The 16,229-nt window shown below is 63.9% G+C and carries 19 protein-coding genes; 11 read left to right on the top strand and 8 right to left on the bottom strand.

Features of this window, described 5'->3' with window-relative positions:
* The first annotated feature begins 119 nt into the window (after window positions 1-119).
* Genes ACX17K_RS01505 through ACX17K_RS01515 form a run of 3 tightly spaced genes read left to right on the top strand, consistent with a single transcriptional unit; the run spans window position 120 to window position 1,828 of the window.
* A complete protein-coding gene (locus ACX17K_RS01505) occupies window positions 120-344 on the top strand; it encodes a ParD-like family protein (RefSeq protein ID WP_493773387.1) in 225 nt (74 codons plus the stop codon).
* Window positions 341-1,132, top strand: coding sequence for a type I methionyl aminopeptidase (gene map, locus ACX17K_RS01510; RefSeq protein WP_493773388.1), 792 nt, complete (start codon window positions 341-343; stop codon window positions 1,130-1,132). The genes ACX17K_RS01505 and map overlap by 4 nt, the downstream gene beginning before the upstream one ends.
* A gap of 3 nt (window positions 1,133-1,135) precedes the next feature.
* Window positions 1,136-1,828 carry a helix-turn-helix transcriptional regulator gene (locus ACX17K_RS01515; protein WP_493773389.1) on the top strand — a complete coding sequence of 231 codons (693 nt, stop codon included), beginning with the start codon at window positions 1,136-1,138 and terminating at the stop codon, window positions 1,826-1,828.
* Between the two features lie 10 nt (window positions 1,829-1,838).
* On the opposite strand, the gene ACX17K_RS01520 is transcribed toward ACX17K_RS01515, so the two are convergent.
* From ACX17K_RS01520 to ACX17K_RS01535, 4 genes are all read right to left on the bottom strand, one after another.
* Window positions 1,839-2,408, bottom strand: a complete 570-nt coding sequence (locus tag ACX17K_RS01520) for a type 1 glutamine amidotransferase family protein (protein WP_493773390.1) — start codon at window positions 2,406-2,408, stop codon at window positions 1,839-1,841.
* A 152-nt stretch (window positions 2,409-2,560) separates the two neighbouring features.
* On the bottom strand, window positions 2,561-3,124 hold the full coding sequence (locus ACX17K_RS01525) for a GrpB family protein (protein ID WP_493773391.1): 564 nt from the start codon (window positions 3,122-3,124) through the stop codon (window positions 2,561-2,563).
* Window positions 3,117-3,542 carry a GNAT family N-acetyltransferase gene (locus ACX17K_RS01530; protein WP_493773392.1) on the bottom strand — a complete coding sequence of 142 codons (426 nt, stop codon included), beginning with the start codon at window positions 3,540-3,542 and terminating at the stop codon, window positions 3,117-3,119. The genes ACX17K_RS01525 and ACX17K_RS01530 overlap by 8 nt, the downstream gene beginning before the upstream one ends.
* Window positions 3,543-3,551: 9 nt before the next feature.
* Entirely contained in the window at window positions 3,552-4,082 is a 531-nt protein-coding gene (locus ACX17K_RS01535) for a GNAT family N-acetyltransferase (protein ID WP_493773393.1), read from the bottom strand.
* A gap of 353 nt (window positions 4,083-4,435) precedes the next feature.
* Between ACX17K_RS01535 and ACX17K_RS01540 the strand changes: the two genes are divergently transcribed.
* Window positions 4,436-4,804: a VOC family protein gene (locus ACX17K_RS01540; protein WP_493773394.1), complete on the top strand. Its 369-nt coding sequence runs from the start codon at window positions 4,436-4,438 to the stop codon at window positions 4,802-4,804.
* Between the two features lie 48 nt (window positions 4,805-4,852).
* Here ACX17K_RS01540 and ACX17K_RS01545 read toward each other — a convergent pair whose 3' ends face one another.
* Window positions 4,853-5,449 (bottom strand): thymidine kinase, encoded by a 597-nt coding sequence (locus ACX17K_RS01545; RefSeq protein WP_493773395.1) that lies wholly within the window; start codon window positions 5,447-5,449, stop codon window positions 4,853-4,855.
* Between the two features lie 42 nt (window positions 5,450-5,491).
* Between ACX17K_RS01545 and ACX17K_RS01550 the strand changes: the two genes are divergently transcribed.
* Window positions 5,492-6,691, top strand: coding sequence for a dienelactone hydrolase family protein (locus ACX17K_RS01550; protein ID WP_493773396.1), 1,200 nt, complete (start codon window positions 5,492-5,494; stop codon window positions 6,689-6,691).
* 65 nt (window positions 6,692-6,756) lie between these two features.
* Here the strand turns inward: ACX17K_RS01550 and ACX17K_RS01555 are convergent, their stop codons facing one another.
* The 3 genes from ACX17K_RS01555 to ACX17K_RS01565 form a co-directional block, all read right to left on the bottom strand.
* Window positions 6,757-7,446: a nitroreductase family protein gene (locus ACX17K_RS01555; RefSeq protein WP_493773397.1), complete on the bottom strand. Its 690-nt coding sequence runs from the start codon at window positions 7,444-7,446 to the stop codon at window positions 6,757-6,759.
* A gap of 314 nt (window positions 7,447-7,760) precedes the next feature.
* Window positions 7,761-8,609: a 23S rRNA (adenine(2030)-N(6))-methyltransferase RlmJ gene (locus ACX17K_RS01560; protein WP_493773398.1), complete on the bottom strand. Its 849-nt coding sequence runs from the start codon at window positions 8,607-8,609 to the stop codon at window positions 7,761-7,763.
* 12 nt (window positions 8,610-8,621) lie between these two features.
* Window positions 8,622-9,371: a tRNA pseudouridine(65) synthase TruC gene (locus tag ACX17K_RS01565; RefSeq protein WP_493773399.1), complete on the bottom strand. Its 750-nt coding sequence runs from the start codon at window positions 9,369-9,371 to the stop codon at window positions 8,622-8,624.
* A gap of 462 nt (window positions 9,372-9,833) precedes the next feature.
* Between ACX17K_RS01565 and ACX17K_RS01570 the strand changes: the two genes are divergently transcribed.
* From ACX17K_RS01570 to ACX17K_RS01595, 6 genes are all read left to right on the top strand, one after another.
* A complete protein-coding gene (locus tag ACX17K_RS01570; RefSeq protein WP_021476813.1) occupies window positions 9,834-10,838 on the top strand; it encodes a BMP family lipoprotein in 1,005 nt (334 codons plus the stop codon).
* Window positions 10,839-10,950: 112 nt separating this feature from the next.
* The gene (locus ACX17K_RS01575) at window positions 10,951-12,480 is read left to right on the top strand and encodes an ABC transporter ATP-binding protein (RefSeq protein ID WP_493773400.1); all 1,530 of its coding nucleotides are present in this window, start codon (window positions 10,951-10,953) and stop codon (window positions 12,478-12,480) included.
* Window positions 12,477-13,568 (top strand): ABC transporter permease, encoded by a 1,092-nt coding sequence (locus ACX17K_RS01580; RefSeq protein WP_231155192.1) that lies wholly within the window; start codon window positions 12,477-12,479, stop codon window positions 13,566-13,568. Before ACX17K_RS01575 ends, ACX17K_RS01580 begins: the two co-directional genes overlap by 4 nt.
* 1 nt (window position 13,569) lies before the next feature.
* Window positions 13,570-14,535: an ABC transporter permease gene (locus tag ACX17K_RS01585; RefSeq protein ID WP_493773401.1), complete on the top strand. Its 966-nt coding sequence runs from the start codon at window positions 13,570-13,572 to the stop codon at window positions 14,533-14,535.
* A gap of 128 nt (window positions 14,536-14,663) precedes the next feature.
* A complete protein-coding gene (locus ACX17K_RS01590) occupies window positions 14,664-15,839 on the top strand; it encodes a molybdopterin molybdotransferase MoeA (protein WP_493773402.1) in 1,176 nt (391 codons plus the stop codon).
* A complete protein-coding gene (locus tag ACX17K_RS01595) occupies window positions 15,836-16,171 on the top strand; it encodes a 2Fe-2S iron-sulfur cluster-binding protein (protein WP_493773403.1) in 336 nt (111 codons plus the stop codon). Before ACX17K_RS01590 ends, ACX17K_RS01595 begins: the two co-directional genes overlap by 4 nt.
* The last annotated feature ends 58 nt before the right edge of the window (window positions 16,172-16,229 follow it).

The raw sequence follows: 16,229 nt of genomic DNA on the forward strand, positions 1-16,229 counted from the left end.
GCATGGGAGGAGGGCTCCTGAGTGGATGCGGCATTCTAGTCGACCCGCCAGCATGGTTGCAACGCCGGCTCAGGGTTATTAATATACGTTTCATATATTAATCGTTTATTGGGGCGACCATGGGCATCGTCAAGATTTCAGAGCGGATGCATGACAATCTGCGCACCGCGAGCGAGGCGCTGAGCCGTTCGATCAACTCTCAGGCCGAGCACTGGCTGCGCATCGGCATGCTGGCCGAGCTGAATCCGGATCTGCGCTACAGCGAGATCTGCCAGTTGCTGCTGCAGGCGGGACATGATGGCGGCGGCCTGGATTTGCGCCGACAGGCGGAGGCGGCGCGATGAGCAAGGTGACGATCAAATCCCCGGCCGAAGTGGCCAAGGCGCGCGAAGCCGGCAAGCTGGTGGCGGAGTTGCTGGCGATGATAGGCGAGCACGTGAAGCCCGGCGTCAGCACCGAGGAGCTGGACGCGCGCTGTCACGAATACATCGTCAAGGTGCAGAAAGCCAAGCCGGCCAATGTCGGCTATTACGGCTATCCCAAAACCATCTGCTCATCGGTCAATCAGGTGGTGTGCCACGGCATTCCGTCGGAGAGGCAGGTTCTGCGCGACGGCGACATCGTCAATATCGACGTGGCGGTGATCAAGAATGGTTGGCATGGCGACAGCAGTCGGATGTATTTCGTCGGCGCGCCATCGCCCGAGGCGAAGCGCTTGGTGGACGTCTGCTATGACGCCACTCGCGCCGGCATCCGAGCGGTGCGACCAGGCGCCACGCTGGGCGACGTCGGCCATGCGATCCAGACCCTCACCGAGGCGGCAGGCTTCAGCGTGGTGCGCGAGTATTGCGGCCACGGTATAGGCAAGGTCTACCACGAAGAACCCGAGGTGCTGCACTACGGCAGGCCCGGGGCGGGACTGAAACTGAGGCCGGGCATGGTGTTCACCATCGAGCCGATGATCAACGCCGGCAAGGCCGGCACCCGCCAATTGGGCGACGGCTGGACCGTGGTGACGCAGGATGGGTCCTGGTCGGCGCAGTGGGAGCACATGGTGGCGGTGACCGACCACGGTTTCGAAGTGCTGACGCCGTGGCCGGACGGCCTGGGCGATTATCCGGCGATAGCTTGATCCATGGCGCGCTCGGAACGCTTGCTGGCGTTGCTGCAGCTGCTGCGCCGCCATCGCCGGCCGGTCACGGCGCAGACGCTGGCTGAAGAGCTGGGCATCAGCGTGCGCACCGTTTACCGGGATATCGCCAGCCTGCAGCTGCAGGGCGCGGACATCGCCGGCGAGCCGGGAATCGGCTATCTGCTGCGGCCGGGCTTCCTGCTGCCGCCTCTGATGTTCGCCGAAGAAGAGATCGAGGCGCTGGTGCTGGGCATGCGCTGGGTGGAGAAGCGGGCCGACTCCCGGCTTGCCCGCGCCGCCGGCAATGCGCTGGCCAAGGTGGCGGCCGTGTTGCCCGACGATCTGAGGCGGCGGCTGGAGGATGAGACGCTTCTGGTGGGCCCGGCCGCAGCGCCGGCCATCGAGGTGGACATGGCCGCGCTGCGCGACGCCATCCGCCGCCAGTGCAAGCTGGAACTGCGGTATCGGGACGCCGACGGCGGCGACAGCCGGCGGGTGGTGTGGCCGTTCGCGCTAGGCTTTTTCGAGAAGACGCAGGTGCTGGCCGCCTGGTGCGAACTGCGCCAGGACTTCCGCCATTTCCGCTGCGACAGGATACGGCGGTGCGACAGCCTGGACGAACGCTATCCGCGCCGCCGCCAGGTCTTGCTGAAGGAGTGGCGGCTCCAGCTGGGCATCGCCGTAGACGCGTCTTGACCCCAGGCGCTCAGCGTCGGCGGTGCTCGGCCGCGTGTTGAGCCAGATAGGCGTCCAGGTCGGCTCCGCCTATGTCCAGGGCAGCCAGGATCTCCGCCATGAAGCTGACCGGGGCGGTGCCCGGCGCGGTGACGACGCCCTGGTCTCCGACGGCATGGGGCACATCCTGGTAGAGGCTGGCGCCGGCATAGCCGGGCAGCGCCAGGTTCGCCGCAGAATTGGAAGTGTGGCGCACGCGGTTCAGCACGCCGGCCTGCGCCAAGACGCGGGTGCCGTCGCAAATCCCGGCGACGACGGCGCCGTTGGCGCGGGCGGCGGCAACCAGGCCGGCGATGTCCGGCGCCTGCGCGGTTTGCCAGATGGTGCCGCCGCAAACGATCAGCAGGTCCAGCCGCTCAAGCTGGATGGCCTCCACCGCCAGATGGGGCGTGACCATCAGGCCGCTGGAGGAGATGACGGGCTTGCCGCCTGGCGCGGCGAAGCTGATGTCGAAGCCGTAATAGCCGCGGGCTGAGGAATTGATCAGCGCGGTTTCCCAGTCGGAAAAATTTTCGGTGATGATGGTGATGGCGCGTTTCATCGGATTGCCTTGGTAGGTTTGGAAATGAATCCCGGACCCGGCGGGTCTTGCGGGTGGCCCAAAGGTAATCGATGCCGCTGCCAGTTCCTGTCAGTAGTCTTTCCCGCCGCGACTGTCGGCCCTGGAATGGCGGCTGCGCCGGCATTTTCAGGCTACGCGACAGGCTGCCAGCCGGTCTGAGCCGCCCATTGCTCGGCCGCGAGATAGATCAGGTCCACCGCGGGGTCCTTCACGTCCGGGTAGCTGTCCGGATCGGCCAGGCCTGCCGCCAAGCGCCGTTTCAGCTCGCCGTAAGCCGCGGCGCTTGCCGGATGGGCGCGCAGATAGTCGCGAAACAGCAGAGCGTAGCGCTGATTGGCCGCGCCCACCCGCCGCACATGGATGTGGGCGCGGCGTTCGCCCTCCTGCTCGCGGAAGAAGAACTTGCGCCATTGCTCACCGACATCCTCGAATCCGGGCGGCAAGTGGTCGCGGTTGAATGGCTTAAGGGCGAAGCCGGCGTCGCTCAGGCTTTGGGACACGTTTTCGTCCAGTTCCGCTACCGTGATCTGAACGTCGATCACATCCTTTGCCGCCAAACCGGGCACCGAGGTGGAGCCGATGTGGTCGATGCGCAGGGCCAGGCTTCCCATCGCGCCACCCAGCCGCGCCGCGACGGCTTCGAACTCGTCCGCCCAGCGGGCTTGATGCGCGATGATGGTCACCGTTTCAGTCATGTTTGAGCAATTCAGAGAAGTGATGGGCGACGATGTCCATATTACGGTTCAGATAGAAACGGTGGGCGCGGTGGCGCTGCACGCCGGAGTCCAGGTGGATTTCGCCGCAGCCTTCGGCCACGGCCAGCTGGCGCAGCCAATCCATCATGGCCGCGCCGTGGCCGCGAGAACGCGAGGCTTCGTCGGTGGCCAGATCATCCACATACAGGCTTCTGCCGGCGACCAGCGTGCGCTGGATGCGGAAACCCGCCACGCAGGCGACGGCGACGCCGTCCCGCAGGTAGGCCAGCTGATAGCCTTCGGCCATTTGAGCGCGCACCGTCGCGACGAAAGCTTCGGCTTGCAGATGCGGCCGCAATTGCCGCATCACGGCGAAGCAGCGCGCTATGTCCTGGTCTTGCCGGGCGAGTTGGATCATCGTTTCTCCCTATCCGATATGGCTGTACATCCAGAAGTCCCGCGAGGGGCCGCGCACCTTGCGGTAGCTGCGCAACAAGCCTTCTCGCTGAAAGCCGACGCGCTCCAGCACACAGATGGAGCGCGTGTTTTCCGGCAGCACCGTCGCCTGGATGCGGGCCAGGCCGATATGGCCGTGTCCCCACTCCAGCAGGCTGGCGCAAGCAGCCGTGGCGATGCCGCGGCCCCAGGCGGAGGGAGACAGATCATACGCCATTTCCGCGCTGGCATTGACCGAGGAAACGGTATGAAAGCCTATGGTCCCAAGCAGACGGTCGCTGTCGCGGCCGGCGATGGCGAAGCGCAGCGCGCTGACCTCGGTGAACTGCTCTGGCTGCCAGGCATAGTGCTCCAGCTCGGATTGGGCCTGCACGTTCCAGCTGGTGTGCTCGAACACCTGCGGCAGGGTCAGGTAGTCGTACCAAGCCAGGATATCGTCCGGATACAGCGGGCGCAGGATGGCATCAGGGTGGTCCAATGCCGGCATTTCAGTGAACAACATGTATTTTGCCTTCCGTGGTGAGGGGCAAATCATTTTCATGGCCGCGGTGGATATGGATTGCGGATGCATTTTCGTAATCGGCATGCATGGCAATGGAAGCTTCAGTCGCAGGCCAGCAGTTTCCTTGAGCGGTTTCGGTGGATGGCTGCTATTCATCCTGTGCCAAGCCATGCAGGCTTGGCGTGGAGATATAACGATTGGGGAATGAGTAGTCTGCAAGTTGACTGTTTTTTGCAGTCGTGATGATCATATTGTCATAATTGCGGAGTGCTCACTACTGACAAAAACTGACAGTATTGCGGGTTAGCATGACTACATGCCGAAACTAATCGGCGCCAACCAGGAGAATCGTCATGCAACACCCTGACTTCGTGATTTTGTACGTGGATCAGCCGACCCGCAGCGCGGACTTCTATTCGCGGCTGTTTGATCTGCAGCCTATCCAGTCGTCGCCCACCTTTGTGATGTTCAAGTTCGCGTCCGGCATGAGGCTGGGCTTGTGGTCGCGCCACACTGCGGAGCCTGCCGCCGAGATGATGGGCGGAGGCGGGGAGGTGGTCGTGCGGATAGAGGGCTTCGCCGCGCTGGATGCTTGCCTCGCTGATTGGCGGGCTCAAGGGCTGCGCATTCTGCAACCCATCACGGACATGGACTTTGGCCGCACCTTCACGGCGCTGGACCCGGATGGCCACCGCTTGCGGGCCTATGTGCGGACGGAATGAAAACGGGCCGGTCTTGGCCGGCCCGAGGAGGATGAGCGCCGCGAGGGCTCAGTCCTTGTGGAAGCAGCGGCCGCACACGGCGCGGTAACGCGCCTCGCCGCCGATTTCCACTTGCGGGCCTTCCTTCACCCGTTGGCCCGCGCCATCGATGCGGATATGCATCGTCGCCTTGCGGCCGCAATGGCAGATGGTCTTGATCTCTTCCACATCGTCGGCCAGCGACAGCAGCCAGGCGGAGCCGGGGAAGGGATGGCCCTGGAAGTCGGTGCGCAAGCCGAAGCAGATCACCGGGATATTGCGGTTGTGGGCCAGCCGGTGCAGCTGCTGCGCCTGTTCAGGCGTCATGAACTGGGCTTCGTCCACCAGGACGCAGGCGGTGTCGCCGTAATCGTGGGCCAGAAAGTCGAAACCGGCGTCGAAGGTATTGGATTCCCGCTGGATGTTCAGCCGCGAGGTGATCATGCCCACGCCGTAGCGGTCGTCGATGGCGCTGGTGTACAGCGCCACTTTTTTGTCCATCGATTCGTAGTTGTTGGCGATTTGCAGCAGCTGCGTGCTTTTGCCGCTGTTCATCGCGGCGTATCGGAAAAACAGTTTGGCCATGCGAGAAGTATGGAACGGGTGCCGGGGCGCGCAGCATACCATGGCGCGTCCGGCTTGTGAGGCCCTGCAAGGCGGCGGGCAGGCGTGTCCTTTGTCTTGCGCTTCACGTTTGTTGACGAATCTTTGCTTCAGCGCAGCCCATCCGCAACGGAAAGATCGCAATATGATTCGGCAAATTTGACGCTTGGCGCGCCGCATCTTGCGGTCAACGCGTGTTTTTCAATTCGGGGTTTACGGAACAAGGGGGGGGCGGCAGTGCCAGCCATCTTGGGTCGTGTTTTTCTCATTGGATTGATCGCCTGCTTCGCGGGGAGCGGCGATGCCCGCGCTTCCGCCATCACGGTAAGCGCCGCGCCGGTTTCTAGCCTGGCCGACGGCCGCGCCGGCGCCTTAGCGTTCGAATCCGTCACGCCGCGGCAGATCATGGACTTCGTGAAGCGCGCGCCTGCGGAGAAGGCGGTGGTGACGGGCATGCTGTCCTTGCCGCAACAGGCGCAAGGCCCGGTTCCCGCCGTCGTGATCCTCCACGGCAGCCTCGGCATCAATCCGGGAGAGTGGATGTGGGCCAAGCGGATGAACGCGCTGGGATACGCCAGCTTCGTGGTCGACAGTTTCTCCGGGCGCAATATCGCGGAGACCGAGAAAGACCAGACGCGGCTGTCGATGGCGGTGGATATCGCGGACGCCTACTCGGCCTTGCGGCTGCTGGCGACGCATCCGGCGATCGACCCCAGACGGATCGCGGTGATGGGGTTTTCGCGCGGCGGCGTCGCCGCGCTCTATTCGTCGTTGGAGCCCTTCCGAAAGGGCGTCATCGATGACGATCTGCGCTTCGCCGCGCATGTCGCGTTCTACCCCAGCTGCGGCATCCACTATGCGTCGGATCATCTGGATGGAGCGCCCGTCCTGATGCTGCTAGGCAGCAAGGACGACTACACGCCCGCCGCGCCTTGCATGGCTTATGCCGATGATTTGAAAGCCAAGGGCGCGCGGGTGACGGTGCGGGTCTATCCCGACGCCTATCATGCCTTCGACCGATTCACGCCCCTTCGAACTGTTCCGAGCGCGACCAGCGCCAGGCTGTGCCATGGCGAATACGATCTGGACTCGGGACGGTTCACCATGGCCAGCGGCGCTGGCATCGTGTCTGGAGGCGAGGCGAAGATCGCCGCGCAGGCCTGTCTGAGCAGGGGCGTCACCATAGGCGGAGACCCTGTCGGGCGCGAACAGTCGCCAGCGCTGGTCGCAAGCTTCCTGCAATCGGCGTTTGCTGCAGAGCGATAGGGACCGCATTTGGCCGACTGGAGGCGCTGCGGGCGGCCGTCAGTCGAATTTTTGTCCATGTGCCATCAAAAGAAACTGGCGATCTCGTCCAAAGGCTTCTTGCCGATATTGGGCACCATGCAATCGTCTGCCGGATAGCCGACCACCAGCAGGATGTAGGGCTTCTCGTGGGAGGGGCGGTTCAGCAGCTGATTGAGGAAATTCATCGGGCTGGGCGTATGGGTGAGGGTGGCGAGTCCGGCATGGTGGAGCGCGGCGATCAGGAAACCGGCGGCGATCGATACCGACTCCGGCACGTAGTAGTTCTTGATCTCGCCGCCGTCGTCCAGCACGGTCTTTTTCTGGCCGAAGATGGCGATCAGGTAAGGCGCGGTTTCCAGGAAAGGCTTGTCGGAATCCGTGCCCAGCGGGGCCAGCGCGTCCTTCCATTCCTGAGGCGCGCGGTGTGTATAGAATTCGCGCTCCTCGGTTTCCGCGCCTTCCCGTATCTTGCGCTTCAGTTCCGGATCGCTGACCACGGCGAAATGCCAAGGCTGGTGGTTGGCGCCGGACGGAGCGGTGCCGGCGGCGCGCAGCGCGTTCTCGATCACTTCGCGCGGGACCGGTTGGCTGGTGAATTCGCGCACGGTTTTGCGGCGGCGGATGTCGGCGTAGAAGGCGCGGGAGCGCTCCACCATCTCCGCTTCCGGATAGCGTTGGAAGGTGCTGAGCGGGATGAAGGCCGGCTGGCCCTGGTTGAACGGCAATCTGCTCATGACGGCTCCTGTTGGTGGACGTAGCGTTGCCGGGGCTCGAGCCGGCGGTTTGGGCGGCGGCGGGGTTTTCCATGCCGAGGCGCAATCGGCGAACAAACGATTCCGTCGCTTTCGAAGAACATCATGGCAGCGGCTTTCATTGAAATGCAATCAGCATTATGCATTTGAGAAGTCGCTTGTCATGTAGTTTTATTTCAAATAAAGATACTTTACGTGGAGTAATTTGCACAGGGAGATGCAGCCAGGCATGCGCCGGGCGGCGGACGTAAAAAAAGCGCCCGGGGAGGGCGCTTGTCGCGGCACGGTGGAAAGCTTTACAGATCGCCGCCGGTTTCCAGAATGAAGCTGGCCTTGGCGTCCAGGCCCAGGTGCTGTACCAGATAGGGCAGCGTTTCGTTCAGGGTTTGGGGCAGCGTCCACGGCGCGTTGAGGATGAACATGCCGCTGCCGTGCATGCCGAAACCGTCCGCCGACGGGCCTTGCACGTGCAGTTCCGCCCGCAACCAGCTCTTGGCCGGCAGCTTCTTCAGCTCGGGAATCATCTCTTTCATTTCCGCGCGCTGCAGGCAGGGGTACCACACCGCGTAAACGCCGGTGGCGAAGCGTTTCAGGCCTTCTTTCAAGCCGGTGACGACGTTGTGGTAGTCGCGTTTGTCTTCGTAAGGCGGATCGATCAGCACCAGCGCGCGGCGCGGCGGCGGCGGCAGCACGGCCTTGATGCCGTCGAAGCCGTTGGCCTGCTGGATCTGCACCCGGCGGCCGCTGCCGGAAAAGTTCTCCTGCAGGATCTGGGCGTCGCTGGGATGCAATTCGAACAGGCGCAGCTTGTCGCTTTCCGGCATCACATCGGCCGCGCACCACGGCGAGCCGGGGTAGAACTTCAGCTCGCCGTCCGGATTCATCCGTTTGACCACGTCCACGTAGTTGCGCACGGCTTCGGGCAGATCGTCGCGCTGCCACAGGCGGGCGATGCCGGTTTCGAACTCGGCGTTCTTGGTGGCGTAACCCTCGGTCAGCGAATAGGCGCCGGCGCCGGCGTGGGTGTCGATATACCAGTAGGGCTTGTCCTTTTGGCCCAGGTAATTCAGCAGCTCGATCTCGATCAGATGCTTGAGCACGTCGGCGTGGTTGCCGGCGTGGAAGGCGTGGCGGTAGCTGAGCATTATTGTTTTCTTTCAGATGGTTAGTTCTATGCCGGCGGCGCGCGCGGCGTCGGCCCAGCCCAGGCGAGTCAGCAGCGCGGAGAAGTTCTCTTCCAGCGGGCAGTCCAGCCGCAGCGGTTGGCCGGTGACGGGGTGGGTCAGCCGCATTTCCACGCAGGCCAGCAGCATGCGCGCGCAGTCCAGTTGTTCGGCGAACATCCGGTTGTGGCGGCCCTTGCCATGGGTGGAGTCGCCGATGATGGGGTGGGCGATGTGCTTCAGATGGCGGCGCAGTTGATGGCGGCGGCCAGTCAGCGGCGCCAGCTCCACCAGGCTGTAGCGGCTGGTGGGGTAGCGTTCCACAGCTATCGGCAGCTCGATCCGGGCCAGCGTGCGGTAATCGGTCTGGGCCGGCTGCGGCGCGGTTTCCACCTTTTCGCCTATCCATTCCAGGTCGTCCGGGCGGCGGCTGAGCGGGTGGTCGATAAGGCCGGCGTCGTCGGCGTGGCCGCGCACCACGGCCAGGTAGCGCTTGGCTACTTGCTGGCGTTCGAACTGCCAGCTCATCTCGCGGCTGGCGTCTTTGTCCAGCGCGAACAGCAGCACGCCCGAGGTGCCTTTGTCCAGCCGGTGCACCGGGTAGACGCGTTGGCCTATCTGGTCGCGCAGCAGCTGGATGGCGAAGCGGGTTTCGTTGCGGTCAAGCACGGTGCGGTGCACCAGCAGGCCGGCGGGCTTCTGGATGGCGATCAGTTGATCGTCCCGATACAGTATTTGCAGCATGGATACAAAGGTTTTGAGCAGGGCGGAATTGTAGGGCTTGCACGCTGCTTTGGATATAGCCGTTAAGTTTTGTGTTTGATCAATTCAATTAAAGACAGTCATGACAAGTGCGGCATGCTGTTTGCGTAACCCAGGCCTGGCGCGGTTTGTGGGCGAGTCAATATTTTTAGGTGAAGAAATGTTTGCGACATGGTATTTCAAAGTCGAGAGGAAATTGTTTACAGCCAGGTTAACGCTCATTACAATTCGCCGCGCTCAGAAGAACGACAAAGTGGTGTCTGCAGCCGGTTTTTGCATTGCGCAGGAGGCGGTCCAGGCCGCTTCGGCACAACTGGAGCTGTAGTCGGCAGGTTACATGCCAACCGCAACTTTTGTTGTCACCATTCATAGTCCGCGCTGTTGCAATCGCCGCGCCTGCATGGAGCCTGGCGCGTTGACCAACTCAATCCAAGAGTTATAGAGATGACCATCCAACTGAAACGTATCAGCTTCGCTGTCGCCGCCGCAGTTCTGTCCGCTGCCGCGTGCGCCAAAGACTTCACTCCCGCCGTGATCTACGATTCGGCCGGCAAGTTCGACAAGAGCTTCAGCGAAGCCGCCTACAACGGCGCGGAACGTTTCAAGAAGGACTTCAAGGTCAACTACCGCGAAGGCCAGATTTCCTCCGACGCGCAGAAAGAACAGCTGCTGCGCAAGATGGCCAGCCGCGACACCGACATCGTGGTCGCCGTCGGCTTCAACTTCTCCCAGGCCGTGGAAACCGTGGCCAAGGAATTCCCCAAGGTCAAGTTCGCGCTGATCGATGCCGTGGCCAAGGGCCCGAACGTGCAGAGCATCGTGTTCAAGGAACAGGAAGGCTCCTTCCTGGTGGGCATGGCCGCCGCGCTGAAATCCAAGACCGGCAAGGTGGGCTACATCGGCGGCATGGACATTCCGATGATCCGCGCCTTCGGCTGCGGCTATGCGCAAGGCGCCAAGTACGCCAACAAGAACGTGACCGTGCTGCAGAACATGACCGGCACCACTCCGCAGGCCTTCAATGACCCGGCGCGTGGCACCGAGCTGGCCAAGAGCCAGTTCGACCGCGGCGCGGACGTGATCTTCGTCGCCGCCGGCGGCACCGGCATGGGCGTGCTGCAGGCCGCCAAGAACGCCGGCAAGTTCTCCATCGGCGTCGATAGCAACCAGAACTACCTGTTCCCGGGCTCGGTGCTGACTTCCATGGTTAAAAAAGTGGACGTCGCCGTCTACAACACCTTCAAGGAAGCCAAGGACGGCTCCTGGAAGTCCGGCGTGAAAGTGCTGGGCCTGAAGGAGCAAGCCGTGGATTGGGCGCTGGACAAGAACAACCGTCCGCAGATCACGCCGGACATGGAAAAGAAGATCGCCGCCGCCAAGGCCGAGATCATCAGCGGCAAGATCAAGGTGGTGGATTACCGCGCCAACAACAGCTGCCCGGCGCAATAACGAAGGCAGCGACTTCCCCGAAAGCGGGGCGCAGCCGCGGTGATTCATCATCGCGGCTGTTTGTTCGTGCCGCCGGGGAAACAAGAATCGAAGAATCGGGAACATATCAAGCATGACCGAGTTTGCCATTGAACTGACAGGCATCAACAAGAGCTTTGGTGCCGTCAAGGCCAATCGCGACGTGACGATGAGCGTGCCGAAGGGAAGCATCCACGGCATCATCGGCGAGAACGGCGCCGGCAAGTCCACGTTGATGAGCATTCTGTACGGCTATTACCACGCCGACAGCGGCACTATCCGCGTGAACGGCAAGGATGTCCGCATCCGCAACAGCCAGGAAGCCATCCGACTGGGAATCGGCATGGTCCATCAGCACTTCATGCTGGTGGAAACCTTCACTGTGCTGGAAAACATCGTGCTGGGCGCCGAAGGCGGCCGGCTGCTCAAGGGCGGCATGGACGAGGCCCGCGAGCATCTGAAAGAACTGAACAAGAACTACTCGCTGGAAGTGGATCCTGACGCGCTGGTCGGCGACCTGGGCGTCGGCCTGCAGCAGCGGGTGGAAATCCTGAAGGCGCTGTACCGCGGCGCCGACGTGCTGATCCTGGACGAGCCGACCGCGGTGCTGACCCCGCAGGAAGCCGACCACCTGTTCCACATCCTGCGTTCGCTGAAGGCGCAGGGCAAGACGGTGATCCTGATCACCCACAAGCTGCGCGAAATGATGGACATCACCGACAACGTCAGCGTGATGCGCGCCGGCACCGTGGTGGACAACGTGCGCACCTGCGACGTGGACAAGGAAAAGCTGGCCGATCTGATGGTGGGCCGCAAAGTGTCGCTGAAGGTGGACAAGTCCGACTGCCAGGCCGGCGCGGCCGTGCTGGACGTCAAGGGCCTGAGCCTGATCGACGAGCGCCAGGTCAAGCTGCTGGATAGTCTGAACTTCCAGGTGCGGGCAGGCGAGATCGTCGGCGTGGCCGGCGTGTCCGGCAACGGCCAGTCCGAGTTGCTGGAAGTGCTGGCCGGCATGCGCGACCCCAGCGCCGGCGCTGTGGTCTACAAAGGCGAGGATCTGCTGAAGCTGTCGTGCCGCCGCAAGCCGCGCGCCGCCGTCTACCGCCAGCGCGGCATCGGCCACATCCCGGAAGACCGCTCGCGCGAGGGCCTGGTCAAGGCTTTCTCCACCTACGAGAACGCCATCCTCGGCTATCACGACGACAAGACGCTGAACAGCGGCCCGCTGTACTCCCGCAAGAAGCTGGTGGAGCGCACCCGCGATTTCATCGCCCAGTTCGACATCCGTCCGGGCAATCCGCTGCTGCGCGTGGGCCTGCTCTCCGGCGGCAATCAGCAGAAAGTGGTGCTGGCGCGGGAAATCCACGCCAATCCGGACCTGCTGTTGATCGGCCAGCCGACGCGCGGCGTCGATATCGGCGCGATCGAATTCATCCACAAGCGGCTGATCGAGCTGCGCGACGAAGGCAAGGCCATCTTGCTGGTCTCGGTGGAACTTGAAGAAATCCTGGCCTTGTCCGACCGCATCCTGGTGATGGCCGGCGGCCAGATCACTGGCGAAGTGGCGGCCAAGGACGCCGACACCATTTCCCTCGGCTTGCTCATGGGGGGGCACAAGCATTGAAATTCGGACAACCATCCACTCTGCCGCGTTGGGCGCAGCTGACCATCCTGCCGGCGCTCAATCTGCTGGCCGCCTTGCTGGTGACGGGCCTCGTCACCTGGATGATTGGCGAGAACCCCTGGGAATGCCTGCAACTGCTGATTCACGGCGCCTTCGGCTACGGTGAGGGCATAGGCTACACGCTGTTCTACACCACCAGCTTCATCTTCGCCGGCCTGTCGGTGGCCACCGCCTTCCACGCCGGCCTGTTCAACATCGGCGGCGAAGGCCAGGCCTATCTGGCCGGCCTGGGCGTGACGCTGGTGATGCTGGGCTTCGACCACACGCTGCCGCCCTATGTGCTGATTCCGCTGGCCATGCTGGCGGCGATGGGCTTCGGAGCGGCCTGGGCCTACATCCCGGCCTATCTGCAGGCCAAGCGCGGCAGCCACATCGTGGTGACCACGATCATGTTCAACTTCATCGCCTACTCGTTGATGTTGTACCTGATCAGCCACCAGCTGATCGAAGCCGGCTCGCAGAACCCCACCACCCGCCTGTTCGCCGAAAACGGCTGGATTCCGCAGGTGCACGAGCTGTTCTCCTCCCTGCCGAATTCGCCGCTGAACCTGTCCTTCGTCTTCGCGCTCTTGGCCGCCGGCCTGTTCTACCTGATCGTCTGGCATAGCCGCTGGGGCTTCACGCTGCGCACCGTCGGCACCAACGAGCACGCCGCCGGCTACGCCGGCATGAGCGTCAGCCGCACCATCATCGTGGCGATGTGCGTGTCCGGCGCGCTGGTGGGCCTGGCCTCGGTCAACGACCTCTTGGGCTCCTCGCACCGGATGAACGTGCTGTTCACCAACGGCGTAGGCTTCGTCGGCATCGCCGTGGCGCTGATGGGCCGCAACCACCCGGTGGGCATCGTCCTGTCCGCGCTGCTGTTCGGCGCGCTGACCCAGGGCGGCTCCGACCTGTCGTTCGAAAAACCGATGATCACCCGCGAGATGATCCTGTTCATCCAGGGCCTGATCATCCTGTTCTGCGGCGCGCTGGAAAACCTGTTCGAGCCGTTCATCGCCGGCCTGTTCAAGCGCAAGGACAAGTAATATGGAAATGTTCTTCAGTCTCCTCGATTCCACCGTGCGCGTGGCCACCCCGCTGGTGCTGGCCGCCTTGGCCGGCATGTTCTCCGAGCGCTCCGGCGTGGTGGACATCAGCCTGGAAGGCAAGATGCTGGCGGCGGCCTTCGCCTCCGCCGCCGCGGCCTACGTCACCCATAACCCGTGGATCGGCCTGTTGGCCGGCATGATGGCCGCCGTGTCGCTGGCCATGGTGCACGCCTTTGTCTCCGTCACCTACAACGGCAATCAGCTGATCTCCGGCATGGCGATCAACACCATCGCTTCCGGCATCACGCCGGTGCTGGCGCTGGCCTGGTTCCAGCAGGGCGGCAACACGCCGCAGCTGCCGGACGAGGGCCGCTTCCACGAGATCGCGCTGCCGTTCGCCGACGCCTTGCGCGACGTGCCGGTAGTGGGCCTGGTGTACAGCAAGCTGATATCCGGCCACAGCATCCTGGTGTATCTGACTGTGTTCATCGTCATTCCGCTGGTGACCTGGGTGCTGTACAAGACCCGCTTCGGCCTGCGCTTGCGCGCGGTGGGCGAGAACCCGCACGCCGCCGACACCGCCGGCATCTCGGTGGCCAAGGTGCGCTACACCGCGCTGTTCTGGGGCGGCATGCTGTGCGGCATGGCCGGCACTTACCTGTCCGTCTACCAGACCGGCAGCTTCATCAAGGAGATGACCGCGGGCAAGGGCTTCCTGGCGCTGGCCGCGCTGATCTTCGGCAAGTGGCGTCCGGTGCCGGCGGTGATCGGCTGCCTGCTGTTCGCCTTCGCCGACGCTATCCAGATTCGTCTGGAAGGCGTGGCGCTGCCGGTGGTGGGCCAGATTCCGTCGCAAGCGATCGCGGTCATTCCTTACGTGCTGACCGTGCTGCTGCTGGCCGGCTTTGTCGGCCGCGCGCTGGCGCCGAGGGCGATCGGCGTGCCCTTCGTCAAGTCGCGCTGATACGTTTTCCGCTTCGCTCCAAGCCCGCCCGCTCAACGCCGGCGGGCTTTTTGCATGGGCGCGCGTGCTATGATGGGGGCTTGTGACGGATGGGCCTGGCCCATCGCAAGACAGGATTGGAACACCGCATGCTGAGCTATCAACAGGCGCGGGATTGGCTGCTGGAGCGCGCCAAGCCGCTGAACACTCATCACGAATTGCCGCTGATGCAAGCGCTGGGCCGCGTGCTGGCCGAGCCGGTGGTGGCCGGCGTGGACGTGCCGCCGCACGACAACAGCGCGATGGACGGCTACGCGCTGCGCTGCGCCGATCTGGCGCCGGCGATGGCGGTGTCGCAGCGAGTGCCCGCCGGCAGCGTGCCGGAGCCTCTGGCGGCAGGCACCGCGGCGCGCATCTTCACCGGCGCGCCGATTCCGCCGGGAGCGGACGCGGTGATCATGCAGGAACAGGCGGAGGTGGACGGGGAAGGCCGCGTGAGCTTCAGCGCCGAGCCTGGCCTGGGGCAGAACATCCGCCGCCGCGGCGAGGACATCGCCTGCGGCCAGCGCATCCTGGAGGCCGGCCGCGTGCTGTCCGCCGCCGACCTGGGCCTGGCGGCATCGATCGGCCTGGCGCGGCTGCCGGTGCTGCCGCGGCTGCGAGTGGCGGCCTTCTTCACCGGCGACGAGCTGGTGGAGCCGGGCCAGCCGCTGGGCGAAGGGCAGATCTACAATTCCAACCGCTACTGGCTGCTGCCGGCCTTGCAGCAGCTGGGTTGCGAAGTGATAGACCTGGGCCATGTCGGCGATGCGCTGGAGCCCACCCGGCAGTTGCTGCGCGACGCGGCGGCGGTGGCCGACGTGGTGATCACCTGCGGCGGCGTGTCGGTCGGCGAGGAGGACCACGTCAAGGCCGCGGTGGAAGCCGAGGGCGAACTGACGCTGTGGAAAGTGGCGATCAAGCCGGGCAAGCCGCTGGCTTACGGCAAGCTGGGCGAGGCCGATTTCATCGGCTTGCCGGGCAACCCGGTGTCCGGCTACGTGACGCTGCAAACGCTGATCAAGCCCTTCCTGTTGAAACGCATGGGCCTGGAGGTGCCGCCGCCGGAGGCGCAGCGGCTGCCCGCTGCTTTCGCCTGGGACAAGCCGGACATGCGCCGCAGCGAGTTCCTGCGGGTGCGCAAAGTCGGCGGGACGTTGCAACTGTATCCGCAGCAGGGCTCCGGCGTGCTGATGTCCTGCGCCTGGGCCGACGGTCTGGTCTGGCTGCAACCGGGCCAGCAGGTAAAGCCGGGCGACGAGCTGGCCTACCTGGAACTGACGTGAGCCGGATACGCTTCGTCAGTGAGAGCGGAGCCTTGCTGAACGAATCGGAAGCGATGCCGGGAGACAATCTGCTCGACATCGCCCGCCTGGCGGACGTGCCGCTGCATTGGCGCTGCGGCCAGGGCACCTGCGGCACCTGCAAGGTCAGGATCGCCGGCATGGCCTCGCCGCAGCGGCTTGGCCGCAAGGAGCGCAATGTATTGCTGCGCGCCGGCGCGATCGGAGCCGAGCTGGCGGCGAGCGAGGAATGGGACGAAGCGGAACCGTGGCGTCTGGCCTGCCATCTGGCGGTGGAGGACTGTGACTGGGTGGTGAGCTGTCCGGATTATTGAGCGGCGGTTGGCGGAAACGAAAACGGCGCGACATCCTGTTTCGGATATCGCGCCGTTT

The organism is Chromobacterium sp. INPA-IVC (genome assembly GCF_059047085.1).

Bases quoted from the DNA above. Each gene is read 5' to 3' on its own strand.
- ACX17K_RS01520 (WP_493773390.1), bottom strand. From the start codon at position 2,408: ATGAAACGCGCCATCACCATCATCACCGAAAATTTTTCCGACTGGGAA.
- ACX17K_RS01560 (WP_493773398.1), bottom strand. From the start codon at position 8,609: ATGCTCAGCTACCGCCACGCCTTCCACGCCGGCAACCACGCCGACGTG.
- ACX17K_RS01545 (WP_493773395.1), bottom strand. From the start codon at position 5,449: ATGGTATGCTGCGCGCCCCGGCACCCGTTCCATACTTCTCGCATGGCC.
- ACX17K_RS01505 (WP_493773387.1), top strand. From the start codon at position 120: ATGGGCATCGTCAAGATTTCAGAGCGGATGCATGACAATCTGCGCACC.
- ACX17K_RS01530 (WP_493773392.1), bottom strand. From the start codon at position 3,542: ATGATCCAACTCGCCCGGCAAGACCAGGACATAGCGCGCTGCTTCGCC.
- ACX17K_RS01575 (WP_493773400.1), top strand. From the start codon at position 10,951: ATGACCGAGTTTGCCATTGAACTGACAGGCATCAACAAGAGCTTTGGT.
- ACX17K_RS01565 (WP_493773399.1), bottom strand. From the start codon at position 9,371: ATGCTGCAAATACTGTATCGGGACGATCAACTGATCGCCATCCAGAAG.
- ACX17K_RS01525 (WP_493773391.1), bottom strand. From the start codon at position 3,124: ATGACTGAAACGGTGACCATCATCGCGCATCAAGCCCGCTGGGCGGAC.
- ACX17K_RS01570 (WP_021476813.1), top strand. From the start codon at position 9,834: ATGACCATCCAACTGAAACGTATCAGCTTCGCTGTCGCCGCCGCAGTT.
- ACX17K_RS01555 (WP_493773397.1), bottom strand. From the start codon at position 7,446: ATGAGCAGATTGCCGTTCAACCAGGGCCAGCCGGCCTTCATCCCGCTC.
- ACX17K_RS01585 (WP_493773401.1), top strand. From the start codon at position 13,570: ATGGAAATGTTCTTCAGTCTCCTCGATTCCACCGTGCGCGTGGCCACC.
- map (WP_493773388.1), top strand. From the start codon at position 341: ATGAGCAAGGTGACGATCAAATCCCCGGCCGAAGTGGCCAAGGCGCGC.
- ACX17K_RS01590 (WP_493773402.1), top strand. From the start codon at position 14,664: ATGCTGAGCTATCAACAGGCGCGGGATTGGCTGCTGGAGCGCGCCAAG.
- ACX17K_RS01535 (WP_493773393.1), bottom strand. From the start codon at position 4,082: ATGTTGTTCACTGAAATGCCGGCATTGGACCACCCTGATGCCATCCTG.
- ACX17K_RS01540 (WP_493773394.1), top strand. From the start codon at position 4,436: ATGCAACACCCTGACTTCGTGATTTTGTACGTGGATCAGCCGACCCGC.
- ACX17K_RS01515 (WP_493773389.1), top strand. From the start codon at position 1,136: ATGGCGCGCTCGGAACGCTTGCTGGCGTTGCTGCAGCTGCTGCGCCGC.